At 66.4% G+C, this 17,450-nt stretch carries 17 protein-coding genes and 3 tRNA genes; 16 read left to right on the top strand and 4 right to left on the bottom strand.

Going from position 1 to position 17,450, the window contains the following annotated elements:
• Positions 1-44: 44 nt before the first annotated feature.
• Both glnA and ACSVDD_RS03730 read right to left on the bottom strand, forming a co-directional pair.
• A complete protein-coding gene (gene glnA / locus ACSVDD_RS03735) occupies positions 45-1,454 on the bottom strand; it encodes a type I glutamate--ammonia ligase (protein WP_448187939.1) in 1,410 nt (469 codons plus the stop codon).
• 251 nt (positions 1,455-1,705) lie between these two features.
• Positions 1,706-2,044 (bottom strand): P-II family nitrogen regulator, encoded by a 339-nt coding sequence (locus tag ACSVDD_RS03730; RefSeq protein WP_448187938.1) that lies wholly within the window; start codon positions 2,042-2,044, stop codon positions 1,706-1,708.
• A gap of 299 nt (positions 2,045-2,343) precedes the next feature.
• On the opposite strand from ACSVDD_RS03730, the gene ACSVDD_RS03725 reads away from it, so the two are divergent.
• The 3 genes from ACSVDD_RS03725 (at position 2,344) to ACSVDD_RS03715 (ending at position 4,722) form a co-directional block, all read left to right on the top strand.
• Positions 2,344-2,419 (top strand) — tRNA-His (locus ACSVDD_RS03725).
• A gap of 66 nt (positions 2,420-2,485) precedes the next feature.
• Positions 2,486-3,271, top strand: coding sequence for an HpcH/HpaI aldolase family protein (locus tag ACSVDD_RS03720; RefSeq protein ID WP_448187937.1), 786 nt, complete (start codon positions 2,486-2,488; stop codon positions 3,269-3,271).
• On the top strand, positions 3,271-4,722 hold the full coding sequence (locus ACSVDD_RS03715; protein ID WP_448187936.1) for an NAD(P)H-hydrate dehydratase: 1,452 nt from the start codon (positions 3,271-3,273) through the stop codon (positions 4,720-4,722). Before ACSVDD_RS03720 ends, ACSVDD_RS03715 begins: the two co-directional genes overlap by 1 nt.
• A 13-nt stretch (positions 4,723-4,735) precedes the next feature.
• On the opposite strand, the gene ACSVDD_RS03710 is transcribed toward ACSVDD_RS03715, so the two are convergent.
• Together ACSVDD_RS03710 and ACSVDD_RS03705 are read right to left on the bottom strand one after the other, a co-directional pair.
• Positions 4,736-5,158, bottom strand: a complete 423-nt coding sequence (locus ACSVDD_RS03710; RefSeq protein WP_448187935.1) for a hypothetical protein — start codon at positions 5,156-5,158, stop codon at positions 4,736-4,738.
• A 36-nt stretch (positions 5,159-5,194) separates the two neighbouring features.
• The gene (locus ACSVDD_RS03705; protein ID WP_448187934.1) at positions 5,195-5,368 is read right to left on the bottom strand and encodes a hypothetical protein; all 174 of its coding nucleotides are present in this window, start codon (positions 5,366-5,368) and stop codon (positions 5,195-5,197) included.
• 477 nt (positions 5,369-5,845) lie between these two features.
• Between ACSVDD_RS03705 and ACSVDD_RS03700 the strand changes: the two genes are divergently transcribed.
• The 13 genes from ACSVDD_RS03700 (at position 5,846) to ACSVDD_RS03640 (ending at position 17,448) form a co-directional block, all read left to right on the top strand.
• Positions 5,846-7,345, top strand: a complete 1,500-nt coding sequence (locus ACSVDD_RS03700; RefSeq protein ID WP_448187933.1) for a malonyl-CoA decarboxylase — start codon at positions 5,846-5,848, stop codon at positions 7,343-7,345.
• 155 nt (positions 7,346-7,500) lie between these two features.
• Positions 7,501-7,585 (top strand) — tRNA-Leu (locus ACSVDD_RS03695).
• Positions 7,586-7,683: 98 nt separating this feature from the next.
• Complete coding sequence (gene tig, locus ACSVDD_RS03690) at positions 7,684-9,021, top strand: trigger factor (protein WP_448187932.1); 1,338 nt, start codon at positions 7,684-7,686, stop codon at positions 9,019-9,021.
• 94 nt (positions 9,022-9,115) lie between these two features.
• Positions 9,116-9,742 carry an ATP-dependent Clp endopeptidase proteolytic subunit ClpP gene (gene clpP, locus ACSVDD_RS03685; protein WP_448187931.1) on the top strand — a complete coding sequence of 209 codons (627 nt, stop codon included), beginning with the start codon at positions 9,116-9,118 and terminating at the stop codon, positions 9,740-9,742.
• Between the two features lie 207 nt (positions 9,743-9,949).
• Positions 9,950-11,212, top strand: coding sequence for an ATP-dependent Clp protease ATP-binding subunit ClpX (gene clpX / locus ACSVDD_RS03680; RefSeq protein WP_448187930.1), 1,263 nt, complete (start codon positions 9,950-9,952; stop codon positions 11,210-11,212).
• A 256-nt stretch (positions 11,213-11,468) separates the two neighbouring features.
• Positions 11,469-13,877, top strand: a complete 2,409-nt coding sequence (gene lon / locus ACSVDD_RS03675) for an endopeptidase La (protein ID WP_448187929.1) — start codon at positions 11,469-11,471, stop codon at positions 13,875-13,877.
• 161 nt (positions 13,878-14,038) lie between these two features.
• Positions 14,039-14,311 (top strand): non-specific DNA-binding protein Hbs, encoded by a 273-nt coding sequence (gene hbs, locus ACSVDD_RS03670; RefSeq protein WP_109117195.1) that lies wholly within the window; start codon positions 14,039-14,041, stop codon positions 14,309-14,311.
• A 73-nt stretch (positions 14,312-14,384) separates the two neighbouring features.
• Positions 14,385-14,459: transfer RNA gene (locus tag ACSVDD_RS03665), tRNA-Val, on the top strand.
• A 200-nt stretch (positions 14,460-14,659) separates the two neighbouring features.
• Positions 14,660-15,139 (top strand): MerR family transcriptional regulator, encoded by a 480-nt coding sequence (locus ACSVDD_RS03660; protein ID WP_448187928.1) that lies wholly within the window; start codon positions 14,660-14,662, stop codon positions 15,137-15,139.
• Between the two features lie 79 nt (positions 15,140-15,218).
• A complete protein-coding gene (locus ACSVDD_RS03655) occupies positions 15,219-15,473 on the top strand; it encodes a helix-turn-helix transcriptional regulator (RefSeq protein ID WP_448187927.1) in 255 nt (84 codons plus the stop codon).
• 24 nt (positions 15,474-15,497) lie between these two features.
• Positions 15,498-15,701: a hypothetical protein gene (locus ACSVDD_RS03650; RefSeq protein WP_448187926.1), complete on the top strand. Its 204-nt coding sequence runs from the start codon at positions 15,498-15,500 to the stop codon at positions 15,699-15,701.
• Positions 15,698-16,285, top strand: coding sequence for a hypothetical protein (locus tag ACSVDD_RS03645; protein ID WP_448187925.1), 588 nt, complete (start codon positions 15,698-15,700; stop codon positions 16,283-16,285). Before ACSVDD_RS03650 ends, ACSVDD_RS03645 begins: the two co-directional genes overlap by 4 nt.
• Before the next feature lie 17 nt (positions 16,286-16,302).
• On the top strand, positions 16,303-17,448 hold the full coding sequence (locus ACSVDD_RS03640) for an AAA family ATPase (RefSeq protein ID WP_448187924.1): 1,146 nt from the start codon (positions 16,303-16,305) through the stop codon (positions 17,446-17,448).
• Positions 17,449-17,450 lie beyond the last annotated feature (2 nt).

Genomic DNA, 17,450 nt, shown 5'->3' with positions numbered 1-17,450 from the left:
CTGCCCCTGAGGCTGGTGTTCCTAAGGAAAACCAATGGGTTGCATCAAACCGAGTAGTACATCTTGTACTCGATCGGGTGCGGCATGGTCTCGAAGGCCATCATCTCTTCGGTGCGCAGTTCGATGTAGGACTCGATCATGTCCTTGGTGAACACGTCGCCCTTCATCAGGAAGCCGGAGTCGGCACGCAGGCTGTCCAGCGCTTCACGCAGCGAACCGCAGACGGTCGGAACCTTGGCGAGTTCCTCGGCCGGCAGGTCGTACAGGTTCTTGTCCATCGCGTCGCCGGGATGGATCTTGTTCTGGATGCCGTCGAGGCCGGCCATCAGCATCGCGGCGAACGCCAGGTACGGGTTGGCCGACGGATCCGGGAAGCGAACCTCGACGCGCTTGCCCTTCGGCGAAGCGACGTACGGGATGCGGCAGGATGCCGAACGGTTGCGGGCCGAGTAGGCCAGCAGCACCGGCGCCTCATAGCCCGGAACCAGACGCTTGTAGCTGTTGGTCGACGGGTTGGTGAAGGCGTTCAGCGCCTTGGCGTGCTTGATGATGCCGCCGATGTAGTACAGCGCCAGCTCCGACAGGTCGGCGTAGCCCGAACCGGCGAACAGCGGCTGGCCTTCCTTCCAGATCGACTGGTGGCAGTGCATGCCCGAGCCGTTGTCGCCGAAGACCGGCTTCGGCATGAAGGTGGCCGACTTGCCGTACGCGTGCGCGACGTTGTGCACGACGTACTTGTAGTACTGCATGTTGTCGCCGGTGCGGACCAGCGTGTCGAACTTGATGCCGAGCTCGTGCTGAGCGGCGGCCACCTCGTGGTGGTGCTTCTCGACGGGCACGCCCATCTCGGCCAGGACGCTCAGCATCTCGGCGCGCAGGTCCGAACCGCTGTCGACCGGGGCGACCGGGAAGTAGCCGCCCTTGATGCCCGGACGGTGGCCCATGTTGCCGTCGTCATAGGCGCGATCGGCGTTGTAGTGGCCTTCCTCGGAATCGATCTGGTAGGCGACCTTGTTCATCTCGACGGTGAACTTCACGTCGTCGAAGACGAAGAACTCGGCTTCCGGGCCGAAGTACACGGTGTCGCCGATGCCGGCCGACGCGGTGTAGCGCTCGGCGGCCTTGGCGATCGAGCGCGGGCAGCGGCCGTAGGGCTGGCCGGTCGACGGCTCGTACACGTCGCACAGGATGTTCAGCGTCGGCTGCGCGGCGAACGGGTCCATGACGGCCGTCGTCGGGTCGAGCTTCAGGATCATGTCCGACTCGTTGATCGCCTTCCAGCCGGCGATCGACGAACCGTCGAACATGATGCCGTCCTCGAAGACGTCTTCATCGATCGTCGACACGTGCTGGGCGGTGTGGTGCAGCTTGCCGCGCGGATCGGTGAAGCGGAGGTCCACGTACTTGACGTCGTGTTCCTTGATCAGGTCGAAGACCTTGCTGATGTCGGACATGTTTGTCATTCCACGCTTAAAGAGGTTTGGGGCCCGCTGCGTCGCTTCCGGCTCTTGGGATCGGGCCGCTGGTGACGGCGCGCGGCGGTGGTTATGTCACGTCTTTCCCGTGGACACAACGCGGCGAATAAAACGTCTTAAGCCGAAGGGCCTGGGCGCAAGATTCTCACCGCCGATGGCGGCTGCCGGGATTTCGTTGCTGGTGCGGGTCGGGCGCATGCTGGACGTAGTCGTTGGCGGCGGGCGGCGCCTTAGATGGCGTCGGCGCCCTTTTCACCGGTGCGGATGCGGATCACCTCCTCGACGGGAGTGACGAAGATCTTGCCATCGCCGATCCGGCCGGTGTGGGCCGCCTGCTGGATCGCCTCGACAGCGCGTTCGACCAGGGCATCCTCCATCACCACCTCGATCTTCACCTTGGGCAGGAAGTCGACGACGTACTCCGCGCCACGGTAAAGCTCGGTATGGCCCTTCTGACGGCCGAAGCCTTTGGCCTCGGTGACGGTGATCCCCTTGATGCCGACCTCGTGAAGCGCCTCCTTCACCTCGTCGAGCTTGAACGGCTTGATGATGGCTTCAATCTTTTTCATGGGTCTCTCGTATGAGGTGCCAACGCCGGCAGGCACCGTCCCAGGCTCTGCCGACGCCCACTCGTTAGCACGGATCGTGCCAGAGCGCCGGACATTCCCGGAACGGCTCCGGCACCGGGCGCCGGGAAGGGATTGCCGCAGGGAGCGGCACGGGCTGCCGCCAAATCGGGCGGAGTGAACAATATTTGGGCAGAATGCGCAAGATCCGGGTGGGAAGGGGCGATTGGCAAATCCGCATGGCAATCGCAAACTCTGCTTGACCGGCCCAAAACTTTGGGGCATATGACGCCTCCACTGCGGCGGTGGTAGCTCAGTTGGTAGAGCTCTCGGTTGTGGTCCGAGTGGTCGTGGGTTCGAGTCCCATCCATCGCCCCAGTCCCCCTTCCTAGAAGGGGGGAAGCCCGGTTATCCTGATGTCCAACGATGTCAGGGAGGGCGCGCGTGTTCCGCGAAAACACCTTGAAGAAACATCTGGCCGCCGGGCGGCCAGCGCTCGGCTGCTGGCTCGATATGGCGAGCCCCATGGCGGCCGAGATCGTCGGCCTCGCCGGATACGACTTCGTCATCATCGACCATGAACACGGGCCGGGCACGCTGGCCGATGGGCTGGCTCTGTTGCAGGCACTGTCCGGCACGGCGGCCACCGCCATCATGCGAATTCCCGTCAACGACCCGGTCTACGTCAAGCGGGCGCTCGACCTCGGGGTCGAGGGGCTGATGTTCCCCAACGTCAATTCGGCCGAGGAAGCGCGCGCCGCGGTGAGCGCCTGTCATTATCCGCCGCGCGGCACGCGCGGTGCGGCGTACGGCATGGTGCGCGGCGGCGACTACGGCCTGCGCGGCGAGCGCTACCACGGGACCTGCGGCGACGAACTGCTGGTGATCTGCCAGATCGAGACCGCGGCGGCGGTGGACGCCATTCCGGAAATTGCCGCGGTGCCCGGTGTGGACTCGCTGTTCGTCGGCCCCTACGACCTGTCCGGCAGCGTCGGCAAGCTCGGCCGATTCGACGATCCGCAGGTGGCGGCGCTGCTCGACCGCGCCGAGCGGGCGATCCTCGACACCCGACTCGTGTACGGCACGATTCCGGTGACAGGGCGTCCGGTCGCCGATCTGGTCGCCCGTGGCGCCCGGCTGGTGGTGGCGGGCAGCGACATCGGGTTCGTGCGCACCGGTGCCGTGCAGCAGGTCGAGGCGTTCCGCGCCGCCTGCGGAGAAACCGGGTGATGCCCCGCGCGCTGCTCACCGTCGCCGAAATGCAGCGGGCCGACTTGCTGGCGATCGCCGGCGGCGTGCCGGGGCCGGTGCTGATGGAGAACGCCGGGGCCGCGGTGGCGCGGGAAATCCGTGCCCGCTGGGCGCCGCGACCGGTGGCGGTGCTGTGCGGGCCGGGCAACAACGGGGGCGACGGCTTTGTCGTGGCGCGCCTACTCGCCGAGGCCGGCTGGCCGGTGCGGCTTGGGCTGCTCGGGAGCCGTGCGGCGCTGAAGGGCGACGCGGCGCAGGCGGCACGACGCTGGGCCGGCGCGGTGGAGCCGCTGGGGCCGAGCCTGCTGGACGGTGCGCCGCTGGTGGTGGATGCGCTGTTCGGCGCCGGGCTGGTCCGACCGCTGGACGGCGCCGCACGCGATCTGGTGGAGGCGATGGCTGGGCTGACCGTCGTCGCCGTGGACATACCGAGCGGCGTGCACGGCGACACCGGCGCGGTGCTGGGCGCGGCGCCCGCGGCGGCGCTCACCGTCACCTTTTTCCGAAAGAAGCCGGGGCACCTGCTGCTGCCCGGCCGGCTGCGCTGCGGCGAGACCATCGTCGCCGACATCGGCATTCCCGGCGCGGTGCTGGACAGCATCGCGCCGCGCCAATGGGAGAACGGGCCGGAGCTGTGGGCGGCGCGCTATCCCTGGCCTCGGGCGGAGTCGCACAAGTACGCGCGCGGCCACGCGGTGGTGATGGGCGGCGGCCGGATGACCGGGGCCGGGCGGCTGGCGGCGCGGGCGGCGTTGCGCGCCGGGGCCGGGCTGGTAACCGTGGCCTGCCCGCCGGAGGCCTTTGCGATCTACGCTGCCGGTTCGCCCAGCCTGATCGTCGAGCCGGCGGCGGACGACGAGGCTTTCGCGGCGTTGCTGGCCGATGCGCGCAAGAACGCCCTGCTGCTCGGCCCCGGCGCCGGGGTGGGTGTGCACACCCGCGCCCGTGTCCTGACGGCGCTCGACGCCGGCAGGGACTGCGTGCTGGACGCCGACGCGCTCACCTCGTTTGCCGGGGCGCCGGCCGACCTGCTCGACCGACTGAACAGCCGTTGCGTGCTGACTCCGCACGAGGGCGAATTCGCGCGCCTCTTCGACGTGGAGGGCGACAAGCTCGCCCGCGCCCGCGCCGCCGCGGCGCGCTGTGGTGCCGTGGTGTTGCTGAAGGGTGCGGACACTGTGATCGCGGCGCCCGACGGCCGCGCCGCGCTGAACGCCAACGCCCCGCCCGAACTGGCGACGGCGGGGGCGGGCGACGTTCTGGCCGGGCTGATCCTCGGGCTGTTGGCGCAGGGCATGGATGGTTTCGACGCGGCCTGCGCCGCGGCGTGGCTGCATGGCGAGGCGGCGGCCCAGGTCGGCCCCGGCCTGATCGCCGAGGACTTGCCCGACGCGCTGCCGGCGGTGCTGCGGCGTTTGCGGGCGTCGTAGGTCGATCGCGGCCCTACCGCAACGTCGCCCGCGCCGCCACGCGGCGGTAGGCGATGCCGGGCGAGCGGCGGTCGCGGGGCAGGGAGCCGCCCAGGCGGACCGGGGCGTCGTGGGCCAACATCTCGTCGGCGTCCGGTTCGTCATCGGCCTCAAAGTCGGCCAGTGGGTCGGCGCGGCTGTCCAACTCGGCCATCCAGGCGGCGGTCTCCGCCAGCACGAAGGCGATCTTGGCGGCCTCGGTGGCGTTGCCCTCGGCCCGCCATTCCGCCTCGATCATGCGCAGCAGACGACGGCGACCCGCCGGCCCCTCCATCAACTCGCGCAGCAGCAGCGACGCGGCGCCGGGCGGCAGCGTCTGGCTGCGGGCGACCAGCGCCACCTGATCGGCGAGCAGCGCGGTGATCGAGAAGGCGGTCGGATCGGTCTGCAAGGTCACGGGATGACTCCTTTGCCGCATCCTGTTTCCAGGCGTTCAGGCAGCGTCTTCGAACTGTCGGGTGCGCAGGGCGTGGCGAACGTCCTCGATGACGGTCAGCACGTCGTCACGGGTGATGCCGTCGCAGGCCATCAGCAGGTCCATGATCGGATCGTCGAGCAGGCGTTCCACAGCGGTGGTGGCGCTTTTGGGCGACATGTCGAACGGCATGGCGTTTCCTCCCTGGATCGGTTGACCCGGCTGCGACCGGGCTTGCACCATGCCCCGACTTGGGTGCGGAGCTGTTGGAGCAATTTTGTGGTGTATTGTGCCGGTCCCGCTCCAATCCTAGGCGTTGGCGATACGACATACGGCGTAAGTTAGAAAGTATTCCCATGCACGGAGCGCCGGTCAAGGCGGCTGCGCGCTATCCTGAAGCATGAGGGAAACTTTGCCTTATCTACCCCTTTCGTATGGCGGCATCGGAGTGGGGTAGCGGCAAATCTGCCCGATAATGTCTTACAGTCGCCGGCATTCGACAATTCTGTAATGCGGACTAGGACCGACCTGGACTCCCGGCGGTCCGCGCTCTGACCTCCGGCGGGTCTTGGTGTGCAGGCCGTTCGGTCCTTTGGTGGGGTCCGCCCCGAGGGGCTAGGCCGCGGTGGACGCTTGTGCCCGCCGCCGTGTCGTTTCAGAGTCGTCATCATGAGCGACCCCGAAGCGACCATCATCCCGCCGTCCGCCCCGACCCCTGAGGCCGCCGTCCCGCAACCCGGCCTGTTCGACCGTGCCCTGGAGAACCTGCGCTCCCGCTGGCGCGACATCGCCGCTTCCGCCCGTGAGGCGGTCGGCGCGGCCCCGCGCCCGCATTTGCCGCGCGAGGATGCCGAACGGCTGAAGGCGCAGATGCAGGCCTGTCTGGAGGCTCGCGGCGGTGAGGTGTCCGCCCGCGCTCGCGCCGCCCAACTCGGCCGCACCTATCTGGCGCTCGATCCGCGGGGGCGGCGGAACTTCCTGGGCGTGTTGGCGCGCGACTTCGATGTGGACCGCGACGCGGTGGATGCCGCGGTGGACGCTTTCCACGCGGCGCCCGACCCGGCGACCCGCAGCCGCGCCGAGCGCAACCTGCGCCGCGCGCTTGAGCCGCCACGCCTCACTTTGTTGACGCAATTCAACGGCTTGCCGGAGGGTGTTAAGTTTCTGGTGGACCTGCGCGCCGAACTGCTGGAAATGGCGGCCGGCGCGCCGGACCTGCGGGCGCTGGAGGACGACCTGAAGAACCTGCTGCGCGGCTGGTTCGACGTGGGCTTTCTGGAGATGCGGCGGATCACCTGGGACAGCCCGGCTTCGCTCCTGGAGAAGCTCATCAAGTACGAGGCGGTGCACGAGATCCGCGGCTGGCAGGATCTCAAGGACCGGCTTGATTCGGACCGCCGCTGCTTCGCCTTCTTCCACCCGCGCATGCCCGACGAGCCGTTGATCTTCGTCGAGGTGGCGCTGGTCGGGGGCATGTCCGACACGGTGCAGGCGCTGCTCGATCCGTCGGCGCCCGTCTGCGATCCGAAAGCGGCGGACAGCGCCATTTTCTATTCGATCTCCAACGCGCAGAAGGGGTTGGCCGGCATCAGCTTCGGCAACTTCCTCATCAAGCGCGTCGCCGATGGGCTGGCGGCCGAGTTCTCCAACCTGAAGACCTTTGCCACGCTGTCGCCGATTCCCGGCTTTCGCCGCTGGCTGGATCTGGAACTGGCGCGCCGTGGCGATGCGCTGCTGGCGTCCGGCGAGCGCGAGAAGATCGCCGAGTGGCTGGACGGCGCGGAGGCGGCGGTCCCCGGTCGCGGCGTGCTGGAGACGGCGCTGGCCCGCGACGCGTGGTCCGCGCACGAAGGGCTGGCGAAGGCGTTGCGGACGCCGCTGATGCGCCTGGGCGCCCAGTACCTGATGGAGGCCAGGACCAGGAGCCGTGACGGCGGCCCGGAGCGGGCGCGCGATCCGGTGGCGCACTTCCACCTGTCCAACGGCGCCCGCATGGAGCGGCTGAACTGGATGGCCGACCGTTCGGAGAAGGGCGTTCAACAGTCCTGCGGCATGATGATCAACTACCGGTACCGCCTGGGCGAGGTCGAGGCCAACCACGAGGCCTACACCGGCGAGGGCAAGGTGAATGCCTCGTCGGCGATGCGCGGGCTGCTGAAGGGGACGTAGAGGGCGGCTCCCGATCATGACGGTGAGCGGGAAGGCATGACCGCCGGACCTAAGTCCATTTTGTGTGTTTGCTCTGAGTCCGTTGTGCTATAGACCCTTCCAGCCCGGCGGACGGGGCGAGGGGGAACCCCCTGGCCACGGCCGCCATTGCCGTTGCGGGCGTGGCGGAACTGGTAGACGCGCCGGATTTAGGTTCCGGTGACTTCGGTCGTGGGGGTTCGAGTCCCTTCGCCCGCACCACGGCAAACCCCTGAACCCGATCTTTCGAGACGTGGTTCCGGGCCGCCCGCACCCCAGGGCGCCGCCGGAACCGCACAACGAGACAGGCATTCGCTCCGATGCAGATTACCGAAACCAGCGCCGACGGCCTCAAGCGTGAATTCAAGGTCGTCATCTCCGCCCAGGACATCGCCACCAAGGTGACCGGCAAGCTCGAAGAGCTGCGGCAGACCGTGCAGCTCCCCGGCTTCCGCCCGGGCAAGGTGCCGGTCACGGTCATCAAGCAGCGCTACGGCGGCTCCGTGATGCACGAGGTCCTGGAGGACGCCGTGTCCGACAGCTCGCGCCAGGCGCTGAGCGAGCGCGGGCTGCGCCCGGCGCTCCAGCCGAAGATCGACATCGAGAAGTTCGAGGAGAACGGCGACCTCGAGTACAAGATGGCCGTCGAGCTGCTGCCCGACGTCGAGCCGGGCGATCTCGGCTCCATCGAGGTCGAGCGTCTGGTCGCCGACGTGGCCGACAAGGACGTGGACGAGGCGCTGGAGCGTCTGGCCCAGTCGCGCTCGTCGACCGAGCCGGTCGCCGAGGACCGCCCGGCCGCCAACGGCGACACCGTGGTTATCGACTTCGCCGGCACCGTCGGCGGCGAGGCCCTGCCGGGCATGGACGCCAAGGACTTCAACCTGGAGCTCGGCTCGAACCGCTTCGTGCCGGGCTTCGAGGACCAACTGGTCGGCGCCAAGGCCGGCAGCCACGTCACCGTGAACGTCACGTTCCCCGAGGACTACCCGGCCGAGCCGCTGAAGGGCAAGGACACGGTCTTCGAGGTGGACGTCAAGGAGATCCGCCAGACCGTTCCCGGCAAGGTCGACGAGGACCTCGCCAAGGACTTCGGCATGGAGAGCCTGGAGAAGCTGAAGGACGCCATCCGCGACAAGCTGAAGCGCGACTACGCCGACGCCGCGCGCGTCAAGGTGAAGCGCCAGCTGCTCGACAAGCTGGCCGAGGGGCACAGCTTCGAGGTGCCGGCCGGCATGGTCGACATCGAGTTCGACGCCATCTGGCAGCGTCTCCAGCAGGAGCTCAAGGCCGGCAACGCCGGCGAAGACGCTGACAAGCCCGAGGACGAGCTGAAGGCCGAGTACCGCTCCATCGCCGAGCGCCGCGTGCGCCTCGGCCTGCTGCTGTCGGAGATCGGCCACCGCAACAACATCCAGGTCACCCAGGACGAGCTCAACCGCGCTCTGATCTCCGAAGCGCGCCGCTTCCCCGGCCAGGAGCGCGAGGTGTTCGAGTTCTTCAAGAAGAACCAGGGCGCCATGGAGAACCTGCGGGCGCCGATTTTCGAGGACAAGGTCGTCGACTTCATCCTGGAACTGGCCAAGGTCAGCGAGCGCACGGTTCCGGTCGAGGAGCTGCTGCGCGACCCGGACGAGGACGAGGCGAAGGCGGCCTGAGGGAATGTTTCGTGAGGGGGCGGCCTTTTGGCCGCCCTTTTCCTCCCCTATATAGGGGTGAACGCCACGAGGCTCAGGGGGCTAGGGTACCAACATGTATGACTTCGAGCCTAAGATGAACGCTCTGGTCCCGATGGTCATCGAGCAGACCAACCGGGGTGAGCGCGCTTATGACATTTATTCGCGCCTCCTGAAGGAGCGAATCATCTTCATGATCGGCGGGGTCAACGATACCGTTGCCAGCCTGATCTGCTCGCAGCTGCTGTTCCTGGAGTCGGAGAACCCGAACAAGGACATCGCGCTGTACATCAATTCTCCGGGCGGCTACGTCTCGGCCGGTCTCGCCATTTACGACACCATGCAGTACATCCGCCCGCAGGTGTCGACGGTGTGCATGGGGCAGGCCGCGTCCATGGGCTCGCTGCTGCTGGCCGCCGGCGCGCCGGGCAAGCGGTTCTCGCTGCCCAACAGCCGCATCATGATCCACCAGCCCTCGGGCGGCGCCCAGGGGCAGGCCGCGGACATCGAGATCCAGGCGCAGGAAATCCTGAAGCTGCGCTCGCGCTTGAATGACATCTACGCCAAGCACACGGGGCAGGCGATCGACGTCATCGAGCAGAACATGGAACGCGACAAATTCATGTCGCCTCACGAGGCCAAGGCCTTCGGCCTGATCGACGAGGTGGTGGAGAAGCGGCCGGGCGGCGATGACGCGCGCTGAACGGGCCCGCTGATTTGTCCCAACAATGTGTTGATCGCGCCGGCTGTCCTGTTGTTGACTGGACGGCGGGAGGCCGGCGCGATACGTTGGCCTTGTCACGGGTCGGTTTCGTGACAACCTGAAAAGGATCGGCGTCGGGGGATGCCGGTCGGTCACGCGGACTGAACACGTGATCGTGGGGTCCTCCGAGAGCATGACGGAGTACAGATGACCAAGTCCAGCAGCGGCGATTCGAAGAATACGCTCTACTGCTCGTTCTGCGGCAAGAGCCAGCACGAGGTCCGCAAGCTGATCGCCGGTCCGACGGTGTTCATCTGCGATGAATGTGTCGAGCTGTGCATGGACATCATTCGCGAGGAGAACAAGACGACCCTCGTGAAGTCCCGCGACGGGGTGCCCACGCCGCGCGACATCCACGCCGTGCTTGACGACTACGTGATCGGCCAGGACCATGCGAAGCGGGTGCTGGCGGTCGCGGTGCACAACCATTACAAGCGGCTGGCGCACGGCACCAAGCACAACGACGTCGAACTGGCGAAGTCGAACATCCTGCTGATCGGCCCGACGGGTTGCGGCAAGACGCTGCTGGCGCAGACGCTGGCCCGCATCATCGACGTGCCGTTCACCATGGCCGACGCGACGACGCTGACCGAAGCCGGCTACGTCGGCGAGGACGTCGAGAACATCATCCTCAAGCTGCTCCAGGCCGCCGACTACAACGTCGAGCGGGCGCAGCGCGGCATCGTCTACATCGACGAGGTCGACAAGATTTCCCGCAAGTCCGACAACCCCTCGATCACCCGCGACGTGTCGGGCGAGGGCGTGCAGCAGGCCTTGCTGAAGATCATGGAGGGCACGGTCGCCTCGGTGCCGCCGCAGGGCGGGCGCAAGCACCCGCAGCAGGAGTTCCTGCAGGTCGACACCACCAACATCCTCTTCATCTGCGGCGGCGCCTTCGCCGGGCTGGAGAAGATCATCGCCCAGCGCGGCAAGGGCACCAGCATCGGCTTCGGCGCCGATGTGCGCAGCCCGGAGGAGCGCTCGACCGGCGACATCCTGCACGGGGTGGAGCCGGAGGATCTGCTGAAATTCGGCCTGATTCCGGAGTTCGTCGGCCGTCTGCCGGTGGTCGCCACCCTGTCCGACCTGGACGAGGCGGCGCTGGTGGAGATTCTCACCAAGCCGAAGAACGCGCTCGTCAAGCAGTACCAGCGCCTGTTCGAGATGGAGGACGTCCACCTGGACTTCTCCGAGGATGCGTTGCGCAACATCGCCTGCAAGGCGATTGCCCGCAAGACCGGCGCGCGCGGCCTGCGCTCGATCATGGAGTCGATCCTGCTCGACCCGATGTTCGATCTGCCCGGCCTCAATGGGGTGGAGAGCATCGTCGTCAACGGCGAAGTGGTGGAGGGCCGCGCTAAGCCGCTCTACGTCCACTCCGACCGCCGCAGCGAGGCCCCCGGCGCCTGACGCCCAGTGGTCCGCACAGGTTCGGAAAAGGGGCGTCTGCGGGCGCCCCTTTTTTCGTTTGGGGGTCCTGGACCGGGGCGCGGGTCGGCCATCGCTGCGCTGCCGAAGGGATTCGCGGCCTTCCGCCCTTGAAGGGGCCGGAGGGCTGTGCCACGTTAGGGTGGTGCCGTAACAAGGCCCCGCGCTCATCCCGAGGTGGGGCCAGCTCCCAGGCCCATCCCGGGCTGGCGGCGTCCCCACCAAGAGGCCCTATTCAATGTTCGAAATTCCCCGTGGTGCCCTCTATCCGGTCCTGCCGCTGCGCGACATCGTGGTGTTCCCCCACATGATCGTGCCGCTGTTCGTCGGCCGTGAGAAGTCCGTGCGCGCGCTCGAGGACGTGATGAAGGATGACAAGCAGATCATGCTCGTCACCCAGAAGAACGCCGCGCAGGACGATCCGACTCCGGCCGACATCTACAGCGTCGGCACCGTGGGCACCGTGCTGCAGCTGCTCAAGCTGCCGGACGGGACGGTCAAGGTTCTGGTCGAGGGCGGCCAGCGCGCCTCGATCACCAAGTTCGCCGAGAACGAGGACTTCTTCCAGGCCTATGCCGACCTTGTCGAGGAGAAGGCCGGCGACCAGCAGGAGCTTGAGGCGCTGTCGCGCGCCGTGGTCTCGCAGTTCGAGCAGTACATCAAGCTCAACAAGAAGATTCCGCCCGAGGTGCTGGTCTCGATCAACCAGATCGAGGATTCCGGCAAGCTTGCCGACACCGTCGCCTCGCACCTCGCCCTGAAGATCCCCGAGAAGCAGCAGCTGCTGGAGACGGCCACCGTCTCCGAGCGCCTGGAACGCGTCTACGCCTTCATGGAAGGCGAGATCGGCGTGCTGCAGGTGGAAAAGCGCATCCGCAACCGCGTCAAGCGGCAGATGGAGAAGACGCAGCGCGAGTACTATCTGAACGAGCAGCTTAAGGCGATCCAGAAGGAGCTCGGTGAATCCGAGGACGGCCGCGACGAGTCGGCCGAGTTGGAAGAGAAAATCAACAAGACCCGCTTCACCAAGGAGGCGCGCGAGAAGGCTCTGGCCGAGCTGAAGAAGCTGCGTTCCATGAGCCCGATGTCGGCCGAGGCGACGGTGGTCCGCAACTACCTGGACTGGATGCTGTCCATTCCCTGGAAGAAGCGCACCAAGGTCAAGAAGGACATCAAGCTGGCGCAGAAGATCCTCGACGCCGACCACTACGGCCTGGAGAAGGTCAAGGAACGCATCCTGGAATACCTTGCCGTGCAGAACCGCATGAACAAGGTGAAGGGGCCGATCCTCTGCCTCGTCGGGCCGCCCGGCGTCGGCAAGACCTCGCTCGGCAAGTCGATTGCGCGCTCGACGGGGCGCAACTTCGTGCGCATGTCGCTGGGCGGCGTGCGCGACGAGGCCGAGGTCCGCGGCCACCGGCGCACCTACATCGGCTCCATGCCCGGCAAGGTCATCCAGGGCATGAAGAAGGCCAAGTCGTCCAACCCGCTGTTCCTCCTCGACGAGGTGGACAAGCTGGGGGCCGACTGGCGCGGCGACCCGTCGTCGGCGCTGCTCGAGGTGCTGGACCCGGAGCAGAACGGCTCGTTCAACGACCATTACCTGGAGGTCGACTACGACCTGTCCGACGTGATGTTCGTCTGCACGGCCAACACGCTGCGCCTGCCGCAGCCGCTGCTGGACCGCATGGAGGTGATCCGGGTCGCCGGCTACACCGAGGATGAGAAGGTCGAGATCGCCAAGCGCCACCTGCTGGACAAGCAGGTCAAGGCGGCGGGCCTGAAGAAGACCGAGTTCGCCATCTCCGACGACGCGCTGAAGGATCTGATCCGCTACTACTCGCGGGAAGCCGGCGTGCGCAACCTGGAGCGCGAGATCGCCAACCTCTGCCGCAAGGCGGTCAAGGAGATCCTGATGAAGGGCACCGAGAAGGTGTCCGTCACGCGCCGCAACCTCGACAAGTACGCCGGCGTGCGCCGGTTCCACTTCGGCGAAGCGGAGTTGGAGGATCTCGTCGGCGTCACCACCGGTCTTGCGTGGACCGAGGTGGGCGGCGAGTTGCTGTCCATCGAGGCGGTGTCGCTGCCCGGCAAGGGCCGTGTCACCACCACTGGCAAGCTCGGCGACGTCATGAAGGAATCGGTCCAGGCGGCCGAATCGTACGTGAAGTCGCGCGCCGCCGCCTACGGCATCAAGCCGACACTCTTCGAGAAGAAGGACATCCACGTCCACGTCCCCGAGGGTGCGACTCCCAAGGACGGACCGTCGGCCGGCGTTGCGATGATCACCTCCATCGTCTCCGTGCTGACCGGCATCGCGGTTCGCAAGGACGTGGCGATGACCGGCGAGATCACGCTGCGCGGCCGCGTGTTGCCGATCGGCGGCCTGAAGGAGAAGCTGCTGGCGGCGCTGCGTGGCGGCTTGAAAAAGGTGCTGATCCCGAAGGACAATGAAAAGGATCTGGCCGACATTCCCGACAATGTGAAGCGCGGCATGGAAATCATCCCGGTGAAGACTGTGGACGATGTGCTGCGCAACGCGCTGGTCCGCCCGCTCGAGCCGATCGAGTGGACCGAGCCGGTGGAAGCCGTCGAGCCGGCCGCCAAGCCGCGCGACGGCGATGCCGGCGAGGTGCTGCGCCACTAAGCCTTCACCCTGCCGAAACCGTTGCGAATCGGTGCTTTTTGCGACCTCCGCCGCCCGTCTGCAATTGACGGGCGGCGGAAGCTGTGTTTACACTTCGCCTCCGCAAAGTCGTGGGGCGGCTTTGACCTTAAGTTCTTTGCTGATGTAGGAAGGGGGCATAAGTGAACAAGAATGATCTCGTGGCGCAGGTCGCCGAAGCGGCTGGTTTGTCTAAAAATGACGCGACCAAGGCTGTGGACGCGGTGTTCGAGGGCATTGCCGGCGCGATGAAGAAGGGCGACGAAGTGCGCCTCGTCGGTTTCGGCACGTTTGCCATTGCCGAGCGCGCTGCTTCCGAGGGCCGCAATCCCCGGACCGGCGAGAAGATCTCGATCCCGGCGTCCAAGCAGCCGAAGTTCAAGCCCGGCAAGAACCTCAAGGACGCCTTGAACTGATAGGGGCTTTTGGGCCATACACGTCACCGGCCGGCGCTTGTCATGGGCGCGGCCGGTTTCGTTTTTAAGGAATGGGCGATTAGCTCAGCGGTAGAGCGTCTCCTTTACACGGAGAGGGTCGGGGGTTCGATCCCCTCATCGCCCACCATAAAATCAATGACTTAGACGAAGAAGGCGGCCTTATCGGGCCGCCTTTCGCGTTATTGGGTAACAATTGGGTAACAGATGGAGGGGGCTGGCAGGGGTTTCATAGGTGCTTCATGCTTACGAAGCAAAAATCAGGACGCTTGACCCGTTTCTCAAAAAGCGGTATCCATGACCCAGTTTTCACATATGAGGGCCATGGTCATGGACTTTGACCGTACGTATACCGCCGGTGAGGTGGAAGACCTCACCGACATCAACTCGGAGACGCTGAGGGTGTGGCGTCGTCGTGGGTATGCCTATGCGGCTGAAACGGGGGGGTGGGCGAGATACTCGTTCATCGGTGTCGTCGGCATTGGCGCGTTGCTGGAAGCCACCACACGGTTTCGGATGGACGTGTCCGAGGCCGCTGACACCTTCCTGCGTGGCGCCGCTGGCTTCTTCATCCACGAAGCTATTGATGCGGTGGTATCTGGAGCGAAGGACGTCTGGACGTACCGGGTCAACTACTCCGTCGATGCCAACGGAGGTTGCGGCTTTAACATCGGGAGGACCGATGACCCCGCTTCCATCTGGTCCAGCGTTTCCGCTCCGCGGAGCGTGGTCGCTATCAACCTGTCGGACATTGTCCGCCAGATCATGGCGCGGGCTGAAAGGCTCAGCGCTGAAAAGCTGAGCGACTAATCCGAGCGGCCTTCGGGCCGCTTCATTCCCCAAAATGCAAGTGTTGGCGGCTCAGAGTGTTTCTGGGATCGGCCGGCGCTTGCCTGAATTCAGCGAGGTTGTCGTGAAAGTACTTCGCTTTAAGCAGGTGCACGAGCGAGTCGGCTACAGCAGAATGCATCTCTTCAGGATGGAGCGGGAAGGGCGCTTCCCGAAGCGCATTCCGCTGGGGCCGAACTCCGTGGGTTGGCTCGAATCCGAGGTCGATGCATGGATCGCTGCCCGCGTGGCCAAGCGCGACGCCGAGCCGGCGTTCATCTCGTCCGATTCCTCGGCGGACAACCTGCAGTCCTGACCCTCCCTTCTCGGGTGCTCCATCATGAGCAACGTCCGGAGCCTTCACTTCGAAGCGCTGCAGCGCCGTCTCGCGCAACGCCGCCCAAGTGCGATCCAGCAGCTACTTGGCTTGTCCGCCGATCTGGACGCCCTGGCGATGCGCGGCGCCGATTCCCGCGAGCTGGCAGCCCTCAGCGATTGGGCGGAGCAGATTGCCGAGCGCATCGCCATGGAGCGCTCTCCGTGATCGACGTGTTCGGCGAATTCGCGGAAGCGCTCGAGGTCACGCACCGCACCGCGTCCGCATGTGAGTGGCTGAACCGGCGCGGGTTGACCGTCGAACGGCGCCGGCTGGTCGGAGGTGTCGCTGTAATGCGCGCCACCCTCAGCCGCTTTACCTGGACATTTGAACCCCACGAGGAGGGCGAGCGCGTGCTCGTCGCTGTCGTCTGGACCGGACGCGCGACGTTGGCGTTCAGCGACCCTCTTGACCTGGTGGCGTGGCGTCCGGCCGCGCCGGCGGAGCATTTCATGCGGCTTGGGTTGGGCACGGTCCTCGGCAAAGGCGGGGTGTCGCTGGCGTTGCGCACCGCCTCGCCGCTGCGCCTCTTCCGTTGCGCCGAGGACTTCATCCGCTGCGGCGGTGAGCGCGATGGCGAGTGCCCGGCCGCGGTGTTGCTGAACCTCGGCTTCGCCTACAGCCAGTTGCACGACATGCCCGGCATCATCTGCGATGACGTCGACCACGGCCTTGAGGTGGAGACCATGATCGCCGGCCAGCGCCCGCCGCTGCCGCCGATCCACGTCCCGGCCGAACGGGTGGCCGCATGAGCCGCAGCACGATCCCCTTGGACGAGGCGCGGCAGACGAACCGACGGCGCGAGTTCATCGACACGCGCGTTCGCAGTGACCCGCGCCAAGCCCATGCGCCTCCGGCGCCGAGGATCACAGCGGCCGATTGCGCCCGCTGGGTGGGCCGCGAGCCGCCCGAGATCCCGTTCACCATCGCTGACTTGGTGCCGAAGGGCATGACGACGCTCATGGTCGCGCACGGCGGCGCCGGCAAGACGATGCTCAGCCTGCAGGCCATGGCCGCGATCCCGACCGGTATTCCCTTCCTCGGCAAGGCGACGGTGGGCGGCAACACGGCCGGCCTGTTCGCCGAGGACCCGGAGGGCGTCCTCCACGCCCGCATGGCCAGGATCACCGAATCCATGGGTGTGGACATGGAGGCGTTGGCTGGCCGCTGCTTTCCGCAGTCCTTCGCAGGCGTGGATGCGGCCCTCTGGCGGGGCGGCAAGGTCACGCCCCTGTTCAACCACATCGAAGAGGATCTGCGTCAGATCCGGGACCTCGAGCTGTTGTGCATCGACAACGTCGCCCTGGTCTTCGCGGACAACGAGAACGACCGCATCGCCGTCACCGGGTTCGTCAACGCCATGAACGGCCTCGCGGACCGCATTGGGTGCGGCATCATCCTCTCGACCCACACCAGCAAGAGCACGGACGACAGCGGCAACCGGCTCGCTTCAGGCTCGACCGCCTGGGTCAACGCCTGCCGCTCCGTCATCGTGCTGAAGACCGACGATGCCGACCCGGACCGCGTGACGCTGAAATTGGCGAAGGCCAACCATGGCCGCCGGGGATCGGAGATCCCGCTCACCTGGAGCGACGGCGTACTGGTGCCCGAGGACGCGCCCGGCGGTACCGTTGCCATGTTGGAGCGGCGCTCCGTCGAGATCGTGTTCCTAGAGACATTGGCCGCGGTGCTGAACGATGGCATTCGCCCAAGCTACAAGGCCGCCGCCCGCGATCAATACGCGCCCAAGGTCCTGATCCACCGCCGCGAGGCGCGCGGGTTCAAACTGCCCGACCTGGAACGCGCCATGCGCGCCCTGATCGCCGACGGTCGCGTGCAGATCCGCGTCGAGAAGGACGCCTATCGGCGCGTCCGCGAGTTCATCGCGCCGGTCAACTGGAAGGCGGAGGCGTGACC

The sequence above is a fragment of the Azospirillum terrae genome, assembly GCF_053470425.1.
The sequence above is the reverse complement of the archived record's forward strand: the minus strand, read 5'-3'. Positions and strand labels throughout refer to the sequence as shown.